The sequence below is a fragment of the Acinetobacter sp. 22512 genome (genome assembly GCF_052044755.1).
GTDB lineage: Bacteria > Pseudomonadota > Gammaproteobacteria > Pseudomonadales > Moraxellaceae > Acinetobacter > Acinetobacter pittii.
Genome location: NZ_JBQENP010000001.1, coordinates 527,011 through 546,443 on the forward strand (window position 1 = coordinate 527,011; position 19,433 = coordinate 546,443).

Here is a 19,433-nt window from a genome sequence, read left to right on the forward strand (position 1 = left end):
CCATTCGATCCTATAAGGAGAACTCATGAGTGACAGCAGCAATCAATTGATGCCCCTGTCATTGTCTGCGCCCGGTGTAAACCTTGGTGCATATATCAGTACTGTCAATCAGATTCCTATTTTAACGGCCGAGCAAGAAAAAGAACTTGCTGAACGTTATTATTATGACCAAGATCTTGATGCCGCAAAAATGCTGGTAATGTCGCATTTACGTTTTGTCGTTCATATTGCGCGCAGCTATGCAGGTTATGGCCTACCACAAGGCGACCTTATTCAAGAAGGTAATTTAGGCTTAATGAAAGCCGTGAAACGTTTCGACCCAAATATGGGCGTGCGTCTAGTATCTTTTGCCGTCCATTGGATTAAGGCAGAAATCCATGAATACGTTATTCGCAACTGGCGTATCGTCAAGATTGCAACGACAAAAGCTCAGCGTAAATTATTTTTCAATTTACGTAGTCTAAAAAAATCGAGTAAAAAACTGACGCTCGAAGAAGCTCAATCGATTGCGAATGATTTAAATGTAACCCCAGAGCAAGTACTGGAAATGGAAGGTCGTTTAACTGCCTATGATGCTGCTTTTGAGGCACAAGGTGATGACGATGATGACACCCCTCATACTGCTCCTGCGTTGTATCTTGAAGATAACCGCTACGACCCTGCCCGTTTAGTCGAAAACGAAGACTGGGAAGAGCAAAGTACTTCAGCCTTGCATGATGCAATGGACCAGTTAGATGACCGTTCACGTAATATTTTACAACGCCGCTGGTTAGATGATGATAAATCTACTCTTCACGAGTTAGCAGCTGAATATAATGTTTCGGCAGAACGTATTCGTCAGCTTGAAAAGAATGCGATGGAAAAAATCAAAACTGCCATGTCAGCAAGCTAAAATAAATTTAAAAATAAAAGGGCGATTCGCCCTTTTGTTTTATCTGGCTATGTTTAGCCAACCCAATCTATGTTAACGTTGCCTTTCATTATTCAGTTGCGTTTTTTGTTATGTGGATCGCCATTTCAGCCCTTAATCTTGCTTTTGCAGTCATGTTGGGTGCTTTTGGAGCACATGGTCTTAAAGCTCACGCGGGTCCTGAGCAACTTGCTTGGTGGCAGACTGCAACCGACTACTTTTTTTATCATGCGCTTGGCCTATTAGCTCTTGGTATTTTAAGTAAGATTCTTCCTCATTTCCCAATCAAGTTATCTTTCTTGCTTATCCAAATTGGTATTCTATTTTTTTGTGGTTCGCTTTACATCATGGCGCTAGGTTTACCACGAATATTAGGCGCAATTACGCCAATCGGTGGAGCCTTAATGATTGCGGGATGGCTAGTCTTGGCTTGGAATGCTTTCAAATACGCAAAATAATCGGAATGTGATCATGCAAATTTATTTAAATGGCGAATTAACGGACACGCCTAGCCAAAACCTGTTGCAACTCATTCAGGAGTTGGCACTTGAAGGAAAACGTTTTGCTGTCGAGCACAATCAGCAAATCGTTTCTAAAAGCAAATTAGAGCAAATTTCTATTGCTCAACATGACCGTATCGAAATTATTCACGCTGTTGGCGGCGGCTAAGTCGGAGTTATCCATGCAAGACACCCCTCTCATTATTGGTTCACGTTCTTTTCAATCTCGCTTATTGGTCGGAACTGGCAAATATAAAGACTTAAATGAAACGGATTTAGCTATTCAAGCCAGTGGTGCAGAAATCGTAACTGTCGCAATCCGCCGTGTGAATATTGGACAAAATCCAGATCAACCGAATTTACTGTCTGTCATTCCACCAGAAAAATATACAATTTTGCCAAATACCGCAGGTTGTTTTGATGCTGATAGCGCAGTACGTACCTGCATGTTAGCGCGTGAGTTACTTGATGGTCATAACCTAGTAAAACTTGAAGTATTGGGTGATGAAAAAACCTTATATCCAAATGTAACAGAGACTTTAAAAGCCGCGCGCACTTTGATTGATGACGGTTTTGAGATTATGGTCTATACCTCTGATGATCCGATCATTGCACAAGAACTTGAAAGTATGGGCTGTGTTGCGATTATGCCTTTAGGTAGTCTAATTGGTTCAGGTTTAGGTATTTTAAATCCACATACCATTTCAATTATTAAAGAAAATGCGAAAGTTCCAGTTTTAGTCGATGCAGGCGTTGGTACAGCAAGTGATGCTGCTATTGCGATGGAACTTGGTTGTGATGGTGTATTGATGAATACAGCGATTGCAGCTGCGCAAAACCCTATTTTGATGGCTTCTGCAATGAAAAAAGCTGTTGAAGCAGGACGTGAAGCATTTTTAGCTGGACGTATGCCGCGTAAACGTATGGCAAATGCAAGCTCACCAGAAACTGGTTATTTCTTTAAATAATTTATTTCTAAGGAATCACTGCTTTTTCAGTGGTTCCTCTCTCCTATCGTATAACCATTTTACCTTTTTAAAAAATATCGCTTTATTCTAATATACTTAGGCTATTCCAATATTTGTCTTAAATTATCCTTGGCGTTTAACTCAAAATTCTTTTGGAAATATCCAGTTTGATAAATTGGCTCAGACTGATAAAAATGTATTAAAACTTGTTTTCTCTTAATTGAATATACTTCTGGATCAACCCAAGAATACTCCTGCTGAATTTGCTGTTCATACTGAATAAAACGTTCAGGTGTTGCTGCCAAAATAGCTAAATCAATATCCAATAAAAATTGCAAATCTGTTTCATCGGTTAATGCATGCTTTTGAGTCGCAAGAATCCAACGCTTTATTTTCTCTAGAGTATCGGATGATAAATCTTGCACCATCGCTTGTTCAAATAACTCAACACTCTTAAGTTCATTGTCTTTAGCTTCTGGATCATAGACCGCATCATGAAACCAAAGAGCCAATGCAACAGCATACGGATCATTTAATTCGTATTGAACCGCCTCCATTAAACTCAAACATTCATATAAATGTTGGACGGTATGGTAGGCTCGCTGCTTTTCACTATAAGCCGCAATTAGTTCATCATAGATTTTCTGCGGTTCAGAAAAATCATAATGCTGATGCAGCTCAAACCAAACATGCTTTAGTTTTGATAAATAAAGCTGCATCATCATCTATTAACCACGCTTAAGATTATTGCTCATCACGTTTAAACACCAACTCTTTTGCCGATGAGTTATCAGCATCAAAGTAATAACCCTCGGTATTAAACGCTTTGATGTCTTCAGCTTTATTTAATTGGTTTTCAATCATAAAACGAGCCATTAAACCGCGTGCTTTTTTCGCATAGAAACTAATGACTTTATATTTGCCATTTTTCTGGTCAAGAAAAACAGGCTTCACAATTTCAGCCTTAATTTTCTTTTCATTGACAGACTTGTAATATTCATCTGAAGCTAGATTTACCAGCAATTCAGATTTAATTGCTGCCAAGTCTTCATTAATTTGGTTAGTGATGATATCACCCCAGAATTCATACAAATTATGACCGCGAGTATTTTTTAATTTAGTACCCATCTCTAAACGATAAGGCATCATTAAATCCAAAGGACGCAATAAACCATATAGACCAGACAGCATACGTAAATGCTGCTGTGCAAAATCAATATCTTTATCTTTTAAATGATAAGCATCTAAACCTGTGTAAACATCCCCTTTAAATGCATAGACTGCTTGGCGAGCATTTGAGAAATTAAATTCGGGATTCCAATCTCTAAATCGATCTGCATTTAGTGTGGCAATTTTTTCACTGACACTCATTAAACTCGCAATTTCCGAAGCAGAAAGTTTGCGACAAACATCAATTAATTGTGCTGAGTTTTCTAACAAGCGAGGCTGAGTAAACTCATCTGTAGGTAACGCTGATTCATAATCTAAAGTTTTTGCAGGAGAAATTAAAGCAAGCATAGACAACCTGAAAAAATTATTCTTAATACCAACTATAACAGTAGATATTTTTTAATGCTAACTCGTGTTTTCAATGACGACTATCGGTAAAATAGCATCACGTATTGTTATTTAGCGGTTCTTATATGTCTGAGCAAACTTTCATCCAGGGTCCAGTAGGTAAAATTGAACTTTTCGTTGACCGCCCTGAAGGTGAAATCAAAGGCTTTGCGGTTGTTTGCCATCCGCACCCATTGCAAGGTGGAACTCCTCAACATAAAGTCCCTGCTCTTTTAACCCAAATTTTTAATGAATATGGTTGTATTGTTTATCGTCCTAGTTTCCGTGGTTTAGGGGGCAGTGAAGGCATTCATGATGAAGGCCATGGTGAAACTGACGATATCTTAGCTGTAATTGAGCACGTTCGTAAGCTTCATGAAGGCCTACCATTTTATGCAGGCGGTTTTAGCTTTGGCTCACATGTTTTAGCAAAATGCTTTGCACAGCTTGCACCTGAATTACGACCTGTACAGTTAATTTTATGTGGTTTACCAACAGCTACTGTAGTAGGTTTACGTCACTATAAAACTCCTGAAATTCAAGGTGATATTCTACTCATTCATGGTGAGCAAGATGATATTACTTTACTTTCAGATGCAATTGCATGGGCAAAACCGCAGAAGCATCCAATTACGATTTTACCGGGCGCTAACCACTTCTTTACAGGCTATTTAAAGCAGCTTCGCCAAATCATTACACGTTTTATTATCATGAAATAAACGGTAACTTGATGGGCATAACTTGAGAGTATGCCCATCATTTTTAAGCCATGTCCTTATTGAAAATTATTCCAACTTAACGCAAAACGGGCTAAATATTTTTTCACTCGGTCACTATCGTTCGTTGTATTACGTTGTTGACGAGATACTGAAAAGAGTTGTCTTCCCGCCTCTGCCATGGATTTTGAATTTTCGCAGATCTTGAGCACACCTCGTAATTGAATCTGATCAAATTCATCTATTTGTTCTAGCTGCTCAGGACTTAAATAGTTCAACAAAATATCTGTATTTTTATCATTGTAAGATTCATCCTGAATAAGCCAAAGCTGCTTTAGACGTTGAATTTCTTTTTCTACAGCTTCACGGCGAATTAACTCACCTTGCGATAAAGTTGCCAAACGAGTTACGCTCGCTGCTAAATCTCTAAAATTTCCTTGCCATGATGCATCTACTGATTTAGCAAACTTTAAATATGTTTCTAAAGCATCACGTTGAAAACGTAATTGTCTTTGATGAATTGCAGCAAAACGCTGTAGCTCAAAATCAATATTGGGTGCAATATCTTCTACACGGTCTTTTAAATTTGGTAAGAAGAACGTCCACGTATTCAAACGAGCCCATAAATCTTCACGAAAACGACCAGCTTGAACCTCATTGCGCAAATCACGGTTAGTACCTGCAATCAACTGAAAATCGACTTGAATTTCTTTATCACTTCCAACGGGAAAAAAGCTTTTGTCTTCTAGCGCTTTTAGCAGCATAGCTTGTTCATCAAGTCCCAATTCACCAATTTCATCTAAAAATAAAATACCTTGGTCAGCACTTTTTAATAAACCAGCACGAGAAGCTGCTGCTCCTGTAAATGCACCTTTTATATGACCAAATAAAGTTGACATGGCACTATCACCACGCAAAGTTGCACAGTTAACATCAATAAAACGACCATTTAATTGAAATTTATCTTTCTTTAACTGAAAAATTTGTTTTGCTAAATGAGACTTACCAACCCCTGTTGCCCCCATAATCAAAATAGGTGCACTAGAGCGGGTTGCAACTAATTCAACTTCCTCAATAAGCTGATTAAACGCTTTATTATGAGTAGAAATATTTGCTTTAAGTTGTTGCCAATTTTGTTTTTGTTCATCATCGAATCGCTGTTTTAAAACATCGTATCGAGACAAATCCAGATCAATAATTCTATATTCACCTTCTGAGGTCTTTTGCTGATTAGGTGAACTTTGGATAAGTTGAGCTGGTAAATAATGTGCATCTACCAATAAATACCAACAAATTTGAGCAACATGCGTTCCGGTTGTGATATGCAGTAAATAGTTATTTTTTTCAACATCAAACGGATAGGTTTTTACAAAATCATAAAGTGCACCATAAACTTCAGCAAAATCCCAAGGGTCTCTAATACTCACCTTATGTCCAGAAACCTCAGTTTGGGGAGAGATCTCTTTAGCATCTGCTGCTATAGATTTAACTAAATTATGATGTTGTCGATCATGTAACAGTACCAATTCATCTACAAGCAAATCTTCATGCATTAACAAGCTAATCGTAGGACGCCAACGTTGCCATCGATCTGGCTTTCTCCCCTGATCAAGTGTAGAACCGACAAAGCCAATAACGACTGTTTTCTTTGCATCCGCCATAATTTCTATAAAATTTTATAACTGTCTATAATATACAATACGCATTTGGCCAAAAAATTCCAAGAATATGCTTCATTTTACTTTTTTAGGCACATCTTCGGGTGTACCTACCCTGACACGTAATGTTTCAGGATTAGCAGTTCGTAACACCAAAAATAAGGACTGGATTTTAATTGATGCCGGCGAAGGGACACAGCACCGCGTTCAACAAGCTAAACTTTCACTACAAAATCTAGTTGCCATTTGTATTACACACGTTCACGGCGACCATTGTTATGGTTTAGTTGGTTTATTGGCAAGTGCAGGCATGAATGCCCGCAGCAAACCATTAATCGTGATTGCACCGAAAGAAATTCAGCAATGGTTTGAAATCACTGCCCAGCTTACAGACTTACATTTGCCCTATTCCCTTCAATTTATTGATGTAAATGAAGCAACACAGCCACAACAGATCACTGACGAATTCATTGTTCAAGCACACCCTCTAAGCCATCGTGTTCCAAGTTTTGCTTTTAGCATTTATATCAAATCTATTCAGAAGAAGTTAGATACCAAAGCTCTAACTCAGTTAGGCGTACCTCAAGGCGATATGTGGGGCCATTTAAAACGAGGCTACGATGTTCAATTTGACGGAAAAACTTTAAAAGCTCAAGACTTTATCAAAATTCAAAATCAACAAGTTCATGCAATTATAGGTGGTGATAATGACCAACCTGAACTATTAGCTGATGCTTGCAAAGATGCTCAACTCCTTATTCACGAATCAACATACTTGCAAACGGTTTTAGATAAAGTTGGCAAAGGTCCAATGCATAGCTCAGCAAAAATGGTGGCTGAATTTGCAGAGCAGCAATCTTTGAGTAATTTAATTCTGACGCACTTTAGCCCCCGACATCAAGATAAAGCTGGGCAGCAAGCTATAATCGAAGAAGTTCGCCAGTTTTATAAAGGTCATTTTTATTTAGCCAATGATTTTGACGAATTTACTTTAAATGAAGCTGGACAGCTTTTAAAAGTCGATAAAATCGTAAAATCTATTAATTAAATATATCCAAAAAGATATTTAAATATATTATTAGATATATTTTTAATATTAAAAACCGCCAATAAAATTCACACTATATAAAATAAAATTATTTTTATTTATTATTTTCAATAATTTAAAATTAAATTAAATGCTTTTTAAAAAAGTTGGCACACTCAGTGCAATAGTACAAAGCACACAACATCATTGGGATCTTGTGAATAACACCTGCCTGCAAACGCTTGGCAGGCAGGCTTTGAAAGGAAAAGAAAATGTCTGTCATTGAAGAAATTAACCAACAAGCTCAGTTTGAACAAAAGCAGCAACAACGTTCTTATGAAGTTCTGCAAAATGAAAAAAGTATGCCAGTCAAAATGTGGACTAAAGGCGTGCTTGTTGATGACAACTCAAAACAACAATTATTACAAACAGCTCAAATGCCTTTTATTTATAAGTGGATGGCTGTCATGCCAGATGTACACTTCGGTTTAGGAGCAACTATTGGTAGCGTAATTCCAACTAAAGGGGCAATTATTCCTGCTGCTGTGGGTGTAGATATTGGGTGTGGAATGATGGCAACCCGTACAAGCTTAACTGCTTCAGATTTACCAGATAACTTACATGCTCTACGTACTGAACTAGAACGTTTAATCCCACACGGAATGACTAAGCGCGGACGTGATCGTGGTTCATGGGAAACTCCACCAGAAATGGTAGATCAAGCTTGGGCTGATCTGGTTGCAGATTTTGAATACATTTGTGCAAAACATCCACGCTTAAAAAACACCAATAACCGCAAACATTTGGGAACTTTAGGTACTGGAAACCACTTTGTCGAAATCTGTTTAGATGAGCATGACCATGTTTGGGTTATGTTGCACTCAGGTTCTCGTGGTGTAGGAAATGCTATCGGTAATCATTTTATCGAACTTGCCCGTAAAGATATGCAGAAGCATTTTGTTAATTTGCCAAATAAAGATTTAGCATACTTGGTTGAAGGAACTGAACATTTTGATGATTACTGGTTTGCTGTAGGTTGGGCTCAACGCTTTGCGATGAAGAACCGAGAAATCATGATGCAATCTGCGATTAAAGCCTTGGCTACTATTGTACCAAAGCCTTTTCAGGCACGTTTGGAAGCGGTGAACTGCCACCATAACTATGTGGAAAAGGAAGAACACTACGGTGAAGAAGTAATGGTTACCCGTAAGGGTGCAGTCCGTGCGCGTCTAGGTGAATATGGAATTATTCCTGGTTCAATGGGAGCGAAGTCGTTTATTGTCCGTGGACTTGGAAATCAAGAATCTTTCTGTTCATGTTCGCATGGTGCAGGCCGTGTTATGAGCCGTACTGAAGCAAAACGACGTTTTACCGTGGAAGATCAGATTGCACAAACTGAAGGTGTAGAATGCCGTAAAGATGCTGCTGTTATTGATGAAATTCCATCGGCATATAAACCGATTGAAGATGTTATGAAAGCACAAAGCGATTTGGTTGAAGTGGTTTATACATTAAGACAAGTGGTGTGTGTTAAAGGGTAAGAAAAAAATGTTTCACAAAATACTTAAACCTGAATATTTAAAATATTATGAAGGAGTTACTACTTGTACGACTCATAAACTTGAAGATACCCCGCATTGCGCAACTTTTATAGAGTTTGCAAGAAATGACTTAAGCACCTCACAGAACTTACATGCTATTTATAATGCTGTATCAAATGCTAAACGCGCCCTTCATAGAAGAGTAGATATTTTATGTTCATTAGCAGGATATGAAACTTATATTGCTAAAAGAAATAATTTTCCCAGTAAGTTAGATTTCTTAGAGAAATGTGGATTCTTCACCCCTCAAATAATTAGGCGTTTAAATTACATCAGAAATAAACTAGAACATGATTATGAAGCACCCAACTACACTGAAGCAGAAAATTATGTAGATATAATTGAACTTTTTCTAGTTGCGACTAGTGTTTTTATCAAAAACTATCCGACCATTTATGAGTTTTTTATAGTTGAAAGTGAAAGTGTTGATAATACTGAACTTTATAAAACTCTTCCAAGATGGATTTCTATAGAGGTAGAACTTGAAAAGGGGAACTTGGATATGCGTTTTCCCAGTCAAGATGAACATTTAATTAAATCAATAAAAGATACAGATTACTTTGATTGGCTTAAACCTATTATGCATGGGTATTTTTGGTACTAAAGGAATAAAAATGAACCTTGCAGAAGCACTTTTACTTCGAAGCGATCAACAAAAAAAGCTCGCTTCGTTAAAACAACGAATTAATGCCAATGTATTGGTACAAGACGGTGATGACCCAAGTGAAGATCCAAATGAACTCATCAAACAAGTATTTGCTTTAACTCAGGAAAGCAATCAATTAATTTGTCGTATTCACTTGACCAATGCACAAGCAAAACTGGAAGATGGCAAAGTATTGTTGTCCCTATTAAGCTTGCGCGATAGTTATGCTGAACAATATAAGATTTTAATAGATGCGATTACCAATACACATCGAGAACCTGATCGTTATAGCTCACGTGAAATTAAATGGAAGAAAGTCATTCCTGTTTATAGCTTACAAAAGCAGGCGGATGATATCAGTGCGAAACTCCGTGACTTAAACGTTAAAATTCAGGCTGCTAATTGGCAAATTGATCTAATCGATTAAACAATAGATTTTGTGAAATCTTTTTCACAATCAAAGTTTGGACATACTAGGCGAGTACAAGATCCTGCGTTACTCCGATCTGAGGGATTGAAAATAATTCAGGCGGCTATGGCAGCATGTGAGCCGTGCATCGATATTCACTTATCAGGCTCAGCACTATGCACCTAGTAAACCTTTGTCAAAAGCAAAGTCACGCGTTACTTCGCATCACCATGTACTGACAGTATGTTCATTAAATTAGAAAATAAGGAAAATAGAAGTGAATACAGTTTTGGCAAATATGCCAAAAGCCATTCAAATTGATGGCTCACAAGGTGAAGGTGGTGGACAGATTTTAAGAACCGCCCTTGCCCTCTCAATGATTACAGGTCAGCCGTTTAAATTAATTAATATACGTGCTGGGCGTAAAAAACCAGGGTTAATGCGTCAACATTTAGTTTGTGTACAAGCATCTCAACAAATTAGCCAAGCTTATGTAGAGGGTGCTGAATTACATAGCCAACGTTTATATTTCGCACCTCAGCATGTTCAAAGTGGTAAATATCAATTTCAAATCGGTTCTGCGGGTAGTACCACACTGGTTTTACAAACGCTTCTACCTGTTTTGTTATTACAAAATGAAGCTACCGAACTCACCATTTCAGGAGGTACACATAACCCACTTGCACCAACAGCAGATTTTATTGAACACTGCTTTTTACCTGCTCTAACAAAGATTGGAATTAACGTCGATTTTAGATTAAATAAAGCTGGCTTTTTTCCAATTGGTGCGGGTGAAATTCAAGTTACCATTCAGCCATGGCAACATCGAAACAGCTTAAAGTTATTAGATCGTGGTGCTTTGCAATGCAATGAAGCTTTTGCAGCAGTATTAAATCTTTCAGAGGAAGCACAGATAGCACAACGTGAATTAACCACATTAAGTAAAAAACTAAACTTAAGCTCTCAGCAACAATTTCATTTAAATGGAATTAGCCAAGGCAATACAGTCTATGTGAAAGTTACTCATCAATATCACACTCAACTGTTTACAGCTTTAGGTGAGATGCGCAAAAGTGCAGAGCAAATAGCTGATCATTTAGTAAAAGATGTAAATCTATATTTATCTTCGCAGGCTGTTGTAGATGAGTATTTGGCAGATCAATTGCTTCTACCTTTAGCTCTAGGTCAAGGTGGTGAATTCACCGCACAATGTATTAGCGAACACACTCGTACTCAAGCAGCCATGATTGAAAAATTTATTGATTGTGAAATCGAGTTCGTCGAGTTAAATCCACATCATTTTCATGTAAAGGTTAAAGTTTAAGAAGCTCATGATTGAGCTTCTTATTTATAAAAAACTACTCTACAGATGCCAAAGCTGTCACCAACAACTTCCAGCATTTCTCTACAGTTTCTACTTTAACTCGTTCACCTGGTGCATGCGCCCCCTGAATATCTGGACCAAACGAAACCATCTGTAAATCTGGATAATGTTCAGCAATAATCCCGCACTCTAAACCCGCATGAATCACTTTAAGATTTGGCTCAATGTTAAATGCCTTTTGATAGGCTTGTTGTAAACACTTTAGAGCAGCTGAGTCAGGATTTGGTGTCCAACCCGAAACTAAGGGCGTGAGTGCAGAAGCGATATTAAATTGACTAAAATGTGCCTGAATTTTTTCTGCAAAATCTTGAGCTTCTTGGTTCACCATTGAGCGAACCATTAAAACAGCTTTTCCACCCTCTCGATTTAGTTTTAACACCCCAATATTATTTGAAGTTTCAACTACGTCTGGTAAAGTTTGACTCATACTTGCAACGCCGTAAGGGCTTGTTGCTAAAGCTTGTAACCACTCGTTTTGCTGTTGTTGAATAATCACTTGATTCGTTTCAACGCTAGTAGGTTGAATAGTTAATTGCAGATTGTCATCAATACCTTGTAGCTGTTCTTTCCATGCTGTTTGATATTCAGCAAGTAATTTTTCTAGTTCATGTAATTGGTTAGGCGAAATTGCAATAGTTGCGACTGCTTCTCGAGGTAAAGCATTACGAGCTGTACCACCTGTAAACTCAACAAGTCGTCCACCAAGTTTTGCTAAATACTCATTTAGAAAGCGAGCTAAAATAACGTTGGCATTACCACGTCCTAAATGAATATCTACACCGGAATGACCACCTTTAAGACCAGCAACCTGAATATTTACAACCGTCAAGTTTTCAGAAATTGGTTCATACGTGAGTGACTGTTCTACTTCAACATCAATACTGCCAGCACATCCGAGATATAACTCGCCCCACTCTTCTGTATCAATATTAAATAACCATTTCCCTTTTAGTACACCTGCCTGTAAAAGCCGTGCACCGCTCATCCCTGCTTCTTCATCAACTGTTAGAAGAACTTCAATTGGCCCATGAGCAATATCATTTGAGTCTAAAACTGCCAAAGCTAATGCTACCCCAATGCCATTATCAGCACCTAAAGTAGTATCTTTAGCAATTAACCAGCCATCCTCAAGAACTGGGCGGATCGGGTCTTTAAAGAAGTCATGTACTGTGCCAGTATTGGCTTGAGTGACCATATCTAGATGGCCTTGCAGAATAACGCCAGATACATGTTCTTTACCCAGAGTCGCATTCTTACGAATAATTAAATTACCGACTTCATCTACGTAAGTTTCTAAATTCCGACTTTCGGCCCAGTTTTGTAAAAACTCACGAAGTTGCTGTTCATGCTTCGATGGGCGAGGAATAGTGCAAAGTGTTTGAAAATGCTGCCAAACCACTTGAGGAGATAATGCTGCAATATCAACTTGTGTCATGAAAACCACACTCTAATTATGTAAATATCTTAATAATTTCAATATACACAATGCATTAAAGATAGGTAGCGATTTAGGGAAAGATTTTGTATTTTTATATTTAATCTAAAGAGATTGTACGACTTTTCTAAAAAAGCCGTACTTCATGAATAAGTCTTAACAATCGTGTGCTTAGTTTTTCCACTCAAATGCTGAAAAGCTATGATCAGCTTTCAAACTATTTTCAACGGCCTGTGCAAGCTGACGAATAATACTTTGTGTTTCGATTTTCTCAAACCAGTCTTGTTCTTCATCAGGATTGGCAGAAATTTCACACATCAAATGCCCTTCATGGTCTGTTTTCTGACAAGTAATCGATAATGGCAAAAGATGATTATCTATACTGACTTCTACCTTTTCATGCTCATGCACAATGTGCTGTGCATCAAAACCATAATGCCCCAATTGTTTAAATAGTAAAGCCGCTACATATTCTTGAGTGATATGGCATTCATTTGGTGGATGATCAAGCACCCCATGTTGTGGGCAACTGGCAATAAATTGTAATTTTTTCATCCTTTGTCCTAACACTATTATCATTATCTGCACTTAGCATAAGCAATAAACAAACAGCAGCCAAGCCTTTAGCCCGCTGCTGCCGTTGCTATTGTGTTAGCAATTATAAAATGTGTCAGGTCAAAAGTTATTGGCTAACTTCGATTGTTAAGCCTGCACGATTCGCCAACTCAGTGAAAGTCGGGAAGCTTGTCGCCACAGTTTCAGTACCATGAATTGTAATCGGACCAGAATTACGAAGACCTGCCATACTAAAACTCATAGCAATACGGTGGTCATGATGTGACTCGATTTCACCGCCAGCAAAGATTGGTGACCAATCGCCAGACTTGCCTTTACCTTCGATAATGATGCCATCATCAGTTGGCGTACAGTCAATACCCATGATTTTTAAGCCATCAGCCATAACCTGAATACGGTCAGACTCTTTCACACGAAGTTCTGCCGCACCAGTTAATACTGTTTGGCCTTCGGCACAAGCTGCTGCAATAAATAAAGCTGGGAATTCATCAATTGCTAAAGGAACTTGGTCTTCCGGCATATGAATGCCTTTAAGTGTGCGTGAACCTTTAATATGAATATCAGCAATAGGCTCGCCACCGGCAATACGTTCATTTTCAACAGTCAGGTCAGCACCCATCTGTTTTAAAATTTCAATTACGCCAGTACGTGTTGGATTAATACCTACAGCTTCCAGAACAACATCGGAACCTTCAGTAATTGCAGCACCCACCATAAAGAAAGCAGCAGATGAAATATCAGATGGAACCTGAATATCAGTACCTACTAATTTTCCGCCACCAACAAGAGAGATCTTATTGCCTTCAGTTTTAACATCATAACCAAATGCACGAAGCATGCGCTCTGTGTGGTCACGAGTTGGTTCTGGCTCAGTTACCGAAGTTTCACCTTCAGCCCATAGACCCGCAAGTAAAATACCCGACTTCACCTGAGCAGATGCCATTGGCAAGTCGTATTGAATGCCTTTTAATTGCTGGCTACCCGTAATGCTTACAGGTGGTGTACCTTTCTCACCTGTTGTCTGGATTTGCGCACCCATTAAACGTAATGGCTTAGCAATACGCTCCATTGGACGTTTAGAAAGTGATGCATCACCTGTCATCACTGAATCAAATTTTTGTGCTGATAACATGCCTGAAAGCAAACGCATGCTGGTTCCAGAGTTACCCATATACAAGGCACTCGCTGGTGCTTTTAAACCATGCATGCCCACGCCATGAATGGTCACTTCCCCATTCTTAGGGCCTTCAATGCTTACACCCATATCACGGAAAGCTTGCAAAGTTGCCAAAGCATCTTCACCTTCAAGGAAACCAGTGACATGAGTCGTGCCTTCGGCAATAGCACCAAACATAATAGAGCGATGTGACACAGATTTGTCACCCGGTACGGTAAATTTACCTTTAAATGCCTTATTTCCCGGTAAGATACTGAATTGCTGTGTCACCTTATTTTTCTCCATTAAAGGTTTTTTGGCTAACATATGATTGAAATGCTGACGGGCTGCCTGAGCATGGCCGAGTAAACCCATTAATGCATGAGAGTCTTCGTTTTCAATCAATTTTCTAAGTACGGTAAGTTGCTTTTCGAAGCCATCTACAGCATTTAATATGGCTGTTTTATTGGCAAAGAAAATGTCATGCCACATTTGGGGATCACTAGCCGCAATCCGTGAGAAATCACGGAAACCACCTGCTGCATAACGGAAAATATCAAGATTATCTTCACGGTTTGCAAGTTGCTCAACCAAATTAAATGCCATCAAGTGCGGTAAATGACTGGTATGCGCCAAAACTTCATCATGCTTGGCAACAGCCATACATATCACTTCAGCTTTAGCAGCTGACCAAAGTTGAATCAGTTTCTCAACTGCCCATTCTGCACTTGTTGGTAATGGAGTCAAAATCACTTTGTGATTTGCAAAGAGATCGACCTTACCTGCGTGAACACCCGTGTGTTCACTTCCCGCAATAGGATGCCCGGGAACAAAACCTGCTGGTAAATCTTCACCAAATACAGCTTTTGCTGCATCTACGACATTACCCTTTGTACTTCCCACATCAGTTACAATTGTGGTTTCTGACAAATAAGGTTTAATTTGCTCAAGCACTTTTTGTGTTGCACGTACTGGCAAGGCTAAAACAACTAAATCTGCCCCTTTCACGGCTTCAACAGGATCAGAAAATCCTTCTTGTATTAAGCCAAGTGATTTTGCATCTTCTAAAGTTTTTTGTGAGCGTGTAGATGCCACAATAGTTGTCGCCAACTTTTCGGCAACAATAACCCGTGCCAAACTCGACCCGATGAGTCCTAAACCAATAAATGCAACTTTTTTAAATAGGGGTTGTGACATAACTTCAACTTTGCTTTTGCTCAAAGTGATTTAAACCTTTGAGCAATTTGTTTTTAAGCATAATGACATGACCATCTTGATGCATGTCATTATTCCAACATGAGTAATTAGAGAACGGCAGCAGGATATGAACCTAAAATACGAAGCTCTTTCACCATTGGACGAATATCATTGATTGCAGCAGCAACATTTTCTTGATCGATATGGCCTTCTAAATCGATAAAGAATACATATGCCCATTTTTCAGGTAATGCTGGACGGGTCTCAATACTCGTTAAGCTAATATTATGTTTTGCAAACGGCGCTAAAATTTCTAATAAAGCACCAGCACGGTCATGTGCTGAAATTAATAACGATGTTTTGTCATTGCCACTTTGTGGAATTTTTTCACGGCCAATGACTAAGAAACGAGTGGTATTTTCCGGATTATCTTCAATATTGCTATGTAAAATTTCAAGGTTATACATACCTGCTGCAATATCAGATGCAATTGCTGCTGAGTGCCATTCGTTGCGAATACGGCGTGCAGCTTCCGCATTTGAGTTTAAAGCAACACGTTCAACACCCGGATAATGTGCGTCTAACCACTGACGGCATTGAGCCAAAGTTTGCTGATGAGCATAAATCTGTTTAATACTGTCTTTACGTGTATTTTCAGATACTAGGAATTGATGATGAATACGCAATTCAACTTCACCAATTACATTTAAATTCGATGTTTTAAAGCAGTCTAAAGTATGGTTCACAATACCTTCAGATGAATTTTCAACCGGAACTACACCGTAATGTGCGCTACCCGCTTCCACTTCACGGAACACTTCATCAATTGTTGGTAGTGGACGAACAACTGCATCTTTACCAAAATGCTTAAGCACAGCAGATTGAGTAAAAGTACCTTCTGGTCCTAAAAATGCAATACTTTGTGGCGCTTCTAAAGCAAGGCAAGCAGACATAATTTCACGGAACAAACGCGCCATGGTGACATCAGACAAAGGACCTTGGTTACGCTCCATAACTTTACGTAAGACCTGCGCTTCACGTTCAGGACGATAAAACAAAGGATTCTCTTCGGAAGCAAATTTAGCTTTAGCAACAGCTTCAGCAAGGCTTGCGCGGCGATTTAATAATTCTTGAATCTGTTGATCTACACTATCAATATCTTCACGAATTTGTTCTAAACTAAGAGAAGTCGTTTTGTTTTGATCATCGTTGATCATTAGAATGCAGCCTCAGTAAAATCATCTTTTAAACGAGAGTATAACAATAGTCTGCTTTGATTTGTTAGGCAATATAGCTGTAAGGGCTTTTTTCATTAACCTTTTTACTTCCATTTCTTGATTACTTTATTTGATAATGATTTTCATTTATTATTTGTATAATAAATTTTATTATCGCCCATTATGCAAAGATCATTTTTCCTTTTATCTACTAGTTTTTTATTAAATACTTTAATAAGCTGTTCTGCCCTCGCCCAAACGCCTATACAAAATCAACCAAAAATCTTTTTTCAAAATAATCAGGCACAATTTCAAATTAAATCTAAAAATACAGGCCATGATTATCTTATTCAAATTTATAAACCACCTGTCGCCCCGCCCCAACATGGGTATCCAGTACTTTATATATTAGATGGAAATGCTACATTTCCAAGTGCTGCCAATATTGCTCAGTCGATTGGCGCTGGTTCTACCAAATTAGGACTAGATCCACTCATGATAGTAGCGGTTGGTTACCCTCAGCAAAAAACCTTTGATGTGCAAAAGCGTGCTTATGATTACACTCCAAAACCTTCTGCCCAATTTCAAGCACAAGGTAAATATAAATATGGGGGTGCTGATCAGTTTATTGCTTTTTTAAATAGCGAACTCAAGCCTACAATTGCAAAACAATTTCCGATTAATAGCCAACAGCAAAGTCTTTATGGACATTCTTTTGGAGGTTTATTTGTGCTTTATCATTTTTTTCAAAAGCCAAATGCATTTCAGCGTTACTTTGCTGCAAGCCCTTCTCTCTGGTTTGACCAAGGCATGTTATTTCAGCAGTTAAATCATTGGCAAAGTCAGAAACCAAATCATTCCCCTTTACTCATGACCACAGTCGGTACACATGAGCAAGGTGGCCCTCGCACTCAACTTAACAATAAATTAAATGAAGCAAATTTCTTTAAAGCTTTAGAAAATAAACGTTCAAACCAATTTAGTTATTGGCATTTTTATAACCCTGCTGAACAACACATTACAAATTTGTATGCGAGCTTGCCTAAAGCACTTATGTTTGCTTCATGTCAAAATTTAGAAAGCTGTAAATCTTTATTCGATGAACCATCGCAGAAAACAGCTAAATAATAAAAAAGCCTACTCAAAGGTAGGCTTTTTTGAAGCTATTATTAAGCTTTACCGATTAATCCACGCGCCACGATTTCTTTCATAATTTCATTTGTACCACCGTAAATACGTTGAATACGAGCATCTACAAAGAAACGTGAAATTGGATATTCACTCATATAGCCATACCCACCAAAGAGTTGCAGCAAGTTATCTGCGACTTTCATTTGCATGTCAGTGCTGAAACTTTTAAGCGCTGCTGCTGTTTCAACATCAAGTTTACCTTCTTGATATAGAGCAACGTTTCTCTCGTAAAAAGCAGCTGTAGCAAGCTCATCAATTTTTGCTTGTGCTAAAACAAAACGCGTATTTTGGAACTGTGAAATAGGTTGACCAAATGCATGACGCTCTTTTACATAAGCAGTTGCCAAATCAATTGCACCACGAATAGCGCCAATTGCGGTAGATGCAATAGCGGTACGTTCACGTGGTAACTCTTGCATTAAATAAGCAAAGCCTTGTCCAGCTTGACCGAGTAACTGGTTTTTAGGAACTTTAACATTGTCAAAAAATAGCTCAGATGTGTCTTGAGAATGTAGACCGATTTTGTCGAGGTTGGTACCTTTCTTAAAGCCTTCCAGATGAGTATCTGCCAATAATAACGACACCCCTTTCGCACGCGCTTGAGGATCAGTTTTTACTGCAAGCACCACAAGGTCAGCATGTTGTCCATTTGAAATAAATGTTTTTGAGCCATTTAATAAATAATGGTCATCTTGCAAAATGGCACTGGTACGCATTGATTGTAAATCCGAGCCTGCTCCAGGTTCAGTCATACCAATTTGCACCAACCACTTCACCTGTCACCATTTTCGGCAACCAATATTGTTTTTGCTCTTCTGTCCCGATGTGTAAAATATATGGTGCAGCAATTTCAGAGTGGCAAGAAATCGCTGTTGATAATGCACAGAATCCAGCACGTGCCGATTCTTCAACCAACATTAATGAATAATAGGTTGGTACGCCGTAACCACCGTATTCTTCTGGAACATCCACACACAAAAAGCCATTTTCGCCCAGTTGATTCCAGACAGCACGTGGCATGATTCCTTCGCGTTCCCATTGATCGTATTGCGGTGCAATATGCTCATTCATAAAACGTTTAAAATTATCACGGAATAATTCTAAATCTGCATCGTATGCCAACATAATATTTTCCTTCGGCTTTATTGTTTTATCTAATCTGATTGTTGTGCATGCTAATCATTTTTTAAGCTACTGTCATGACATAGCTGCTCATTAAAACTGTACTTTTCAGTCAGCCAATAAAAAAGGAAGCCAAAGCTTCCTTTTTTATATAGGTTTATTT

Annotated in this window: 18 protein-coding genes and 1 pseudogene; 11 read left to right on the forward strand and 8 right to left on the reverse strand. The window is 38.4% G+C overall.

All coding sequences use genetic code 11. The features are described from left to right. Nucleotides 1-25 precede the first annotated feature (25 nt). The 4 genes from rpoH (at nt 26) to ACTJJG_RS02570 (ending at nt 2,378) form a co-directional block, all read left to right on the forward strand. Entirely contained in the window at nt 26-892 is an 867-nt protein-coding gene (gene rpoH / locus ACTJJG_RS02555; protein WP_002115267.1) for an RNA polymerase sigma factor RpoH, read from the forward strand. A 110-nt stretch (nt 893-1,002) separates the two neighbouring features. Then, nucleotides 1,003-1,368: a DUF423 domain-containing protein gene (locus ACTJJG_RS02560; protein ID WP_064785301.1), complete on the forward strand. Its 366-nt coding sequence runs from the start codon at nt 1,003-1,005 to the stop codon at nt 1,366-1,368. A gap of 13 nt (nt 1,369-1,381) precedes the next feature. Next, the gene (gene thiS / locus ACTJJG_RS02565) at nt 1,382-1,579 is read left to right on the forward strand and encodes a sulfur carrier protein ThiS (RefSeq protein WP_002115323.1); all 198 of its coding nucleotides are present in this window, start codon (nt 1,382-1,384) and stop codon (nt 1,577-1,579) included. A 13-nt stretch (nt 1,580-1,592) separates the two neighbouring features. Further along, nucleotides 1,593-2,378 (forward strand): thiazole synthase, encoded by a 786-nt coding sequence (locus ACTJJG_RS02570; protein ID WP_001154366.1) that lies wholly within the window; start codon nt 1,593-1,595, stop codon nt 2,376-2,378. 101 nt (nt 2,379-2,479) lie between these two features. On the opposite strand, the gene ACTJJG_RS02575 is transcribed toward ACTJJG_RS02570, so the two are convergent. Both ACTJJG_RS02575 and yaaA read right to left on the reverse strand, forming a co-directional pair. Continuing rightward, nucleotides 2,480-3,103, reverse strand: a complete 624-nt coding sequence (locus ACTJJG_RS02575) for an HD domain-containing protein (RefSeq protein ID WP_069119469.1) — start codon at nt 3,101-3,103, stop codon at nt 2,480-2,482. Between the two features lie 19 nt (nt 3,104-3,122). Next, nucleotides 3,123-3,896: a peroxide stress protein YaaA gene (gene yaaA, locus ACTJJG_RS02580; RefSeq protein ID WP_057076645.1), complete on the reverse strand. Its 774-nt coding sequence runs from the start codon at nt 3,894-3,896 to the stop codon at nt 3,123-3,125. A 125-nt stretch (nt 3,897-4,021) separates the two neighbouring features. On the opposite strand from yaaA, the gene ACTJJG_RS02585 reads away from it, so the two are divergent. After that, nucleotides 4,022-4,654, forward strand: a complete 633-nt coding sequence (locus tag ACTJJG_RS02585) for an alpha/beta hydrolase (protein ID WP_069119464.1) — start codon at nt 4,022-4,024, stop codon at nt 4,652-4,654. Between the two features lie 56 nt (nt 4,655-4,710). Here the strand turns inward: ACTJJG_RS02585 and rtcR are convergent, their stop codons facing one another. Beyond that, nucleotides 4,711-6,312 (reverse strand): RNA repair transcriptional activator RtcR, encoded by a 1,602-nt coding sequence (gene rtcR / locus ACTJJG_RS02590; RefSeq protein WP_069119462.1) that lies wholly within the window; start codon nt 6,310-6,312, stop codon nt 4,711-4,713. Between the two features lie 67 nt (nt 6,313-6,379). Between rtcR and ACTJJG_RS02595 the strand changes: the two genes are divergently transcribed. From ACTJJG_RS02595 to rtcA, 5 genes are all read left to right on the forward strand, one after another. Beyond that, complete coding sequence (locus ACTJJG_RS02595) at nt 6,380-7,357, forward strand: ribonuclease Z (RefSeq protein ID WP_372552674.1); 978 nt, start codon at nt 6,380-6,382, stop codon at nt 7,355-7,357. 251 nt (nt 7,358-7,608) lie between these two features. Continuing rightward, nucleotides 7,609-8,877: an RtcB family protein gene (locus ACTJJG_RS02600; protein WP_060464725.1), complete on the forward strand. Its 1,269-nt coding sequence runs from the start codon at nt 7,609-7,611 to the stop codon at nt 8,875-8,877. Between the two features lie 7 nt (nt 8,878-8,884). Beyond that, a complete protein-coding gene (locus ACTJJG_RS02605; RefSeq protein WP_069119489.1) occupies nt 8,885-9,541 on the forward strand; it encodes a hypothetical protein in 657 nt (218 codons plus the stop codon). 10 nt (nt 9,542-9,551) lie between these two features. Continuing rightward, nucleotides 9,552-10,010, forward strand: coding sequence for a DIP1984 family protein (locus ACTJJG_RS02610; protein ID WP_233752483.1), 459 nt, complete (start codon nt 9,552-9,554; stop codon nt 10,008-10,010). 259 nt (nt 10,011-10,269) lie between these two features. Then, nucleotides 10,270-11,316, forward strand: a complete 1,047-nt coding sequence (gene rtcA / locus ACTJJG_RS02615) for an RNA 3'-terminal phosphate cyclase (protein ID WP_069119460.1) — start codon at nt 10,270-10,272, stop codon at nt 11,314-11,316. 34 nt (nt 11,317-11,350) lie between these two features. On the opposite strand, the gene ACTJJG_RS02620 is transcribed toward rtcA, so the two are convergent. The 4 genes from ACTJJG_RS02620 to pheA all read right to left on the reverse strand — a co-directional run bounded on the left by ACTJJG_RS02620 (nt 11,351) and on the right by pheA (nt 16,957). Continuing rightward, entirely contained in the window at nt 11,351-12,811 is a 1,461-nt protein-coding gene (locus tag ACTJJG_RS02620) for an aminoacyl-histidine dipeptidase (RefSeq protein WP_114259809.1), read from the reverse strand. A gap of 171 nt (nt 12,812-12,982) precedes the next feature. Next, nucleotides 12,983-13,366, reverse strand: a complete 384-nt coding sequence (locus tag ACTJJG_RS02625) for a hypothetical protein (RefSeq protein WP_005068294.1) — start codon at nt 13,364-13,366, stop codon at nt 12,983-12,985. 127 nt (nt 13,367-13,493) lie between these two features. Then, entirely contained in the window at nt 13,494-15,740 is a 2,247-nt protein-coding gene (locus ACTJJG_RS02630) for a bifunctional prephenate dehydrogenase/3-phosphoshikimate 1-carboxyvinyltransferase (protein WP_032062831.1), read from the reverse strand. Nucleotides 15,741-15,847: 107 nt separating this feature from the next. Continuing rightward, on the reverse strand, nt 15,848-16,957 hold the full coding sequence (pheA, locus tag ACTJJG_RS02635) for a prephenate dehydratase (protein ID WP_002049199.1): 1,110 nt from the start codon (nt 16,955-16,957) through the stop codon (nt 15,848-15,850). Between the two features lie 183 nt (nt 16,958-17,140). Between pheA and ACTJJG_RS02640 the strand changes: the two genes are divergently transcribed. Beyond that, entirely contained in the window at nt 17,141-18,085 is a 945-nt protein-coding gene (locus tag ACTJJG_RS02640; protein WP_032055465.1) for an alpha/beta hydrolase, read from the forward strand. Nucleotides 18,086-18,126: 41 nt separating this feature from the next. Here the strand turns inward: ACTJJG_RS02640 and ACTJJG_RS02645 are convergent. Beyond that, nucleotides 18,127-19,273, reverse strand: a pseudogene (locus ACTJJG_RS02645) (acyl-CoA dehydrogenase family protein). Nucleotides 19,274-19,433 lie beyond the last annotated feature (160 nt).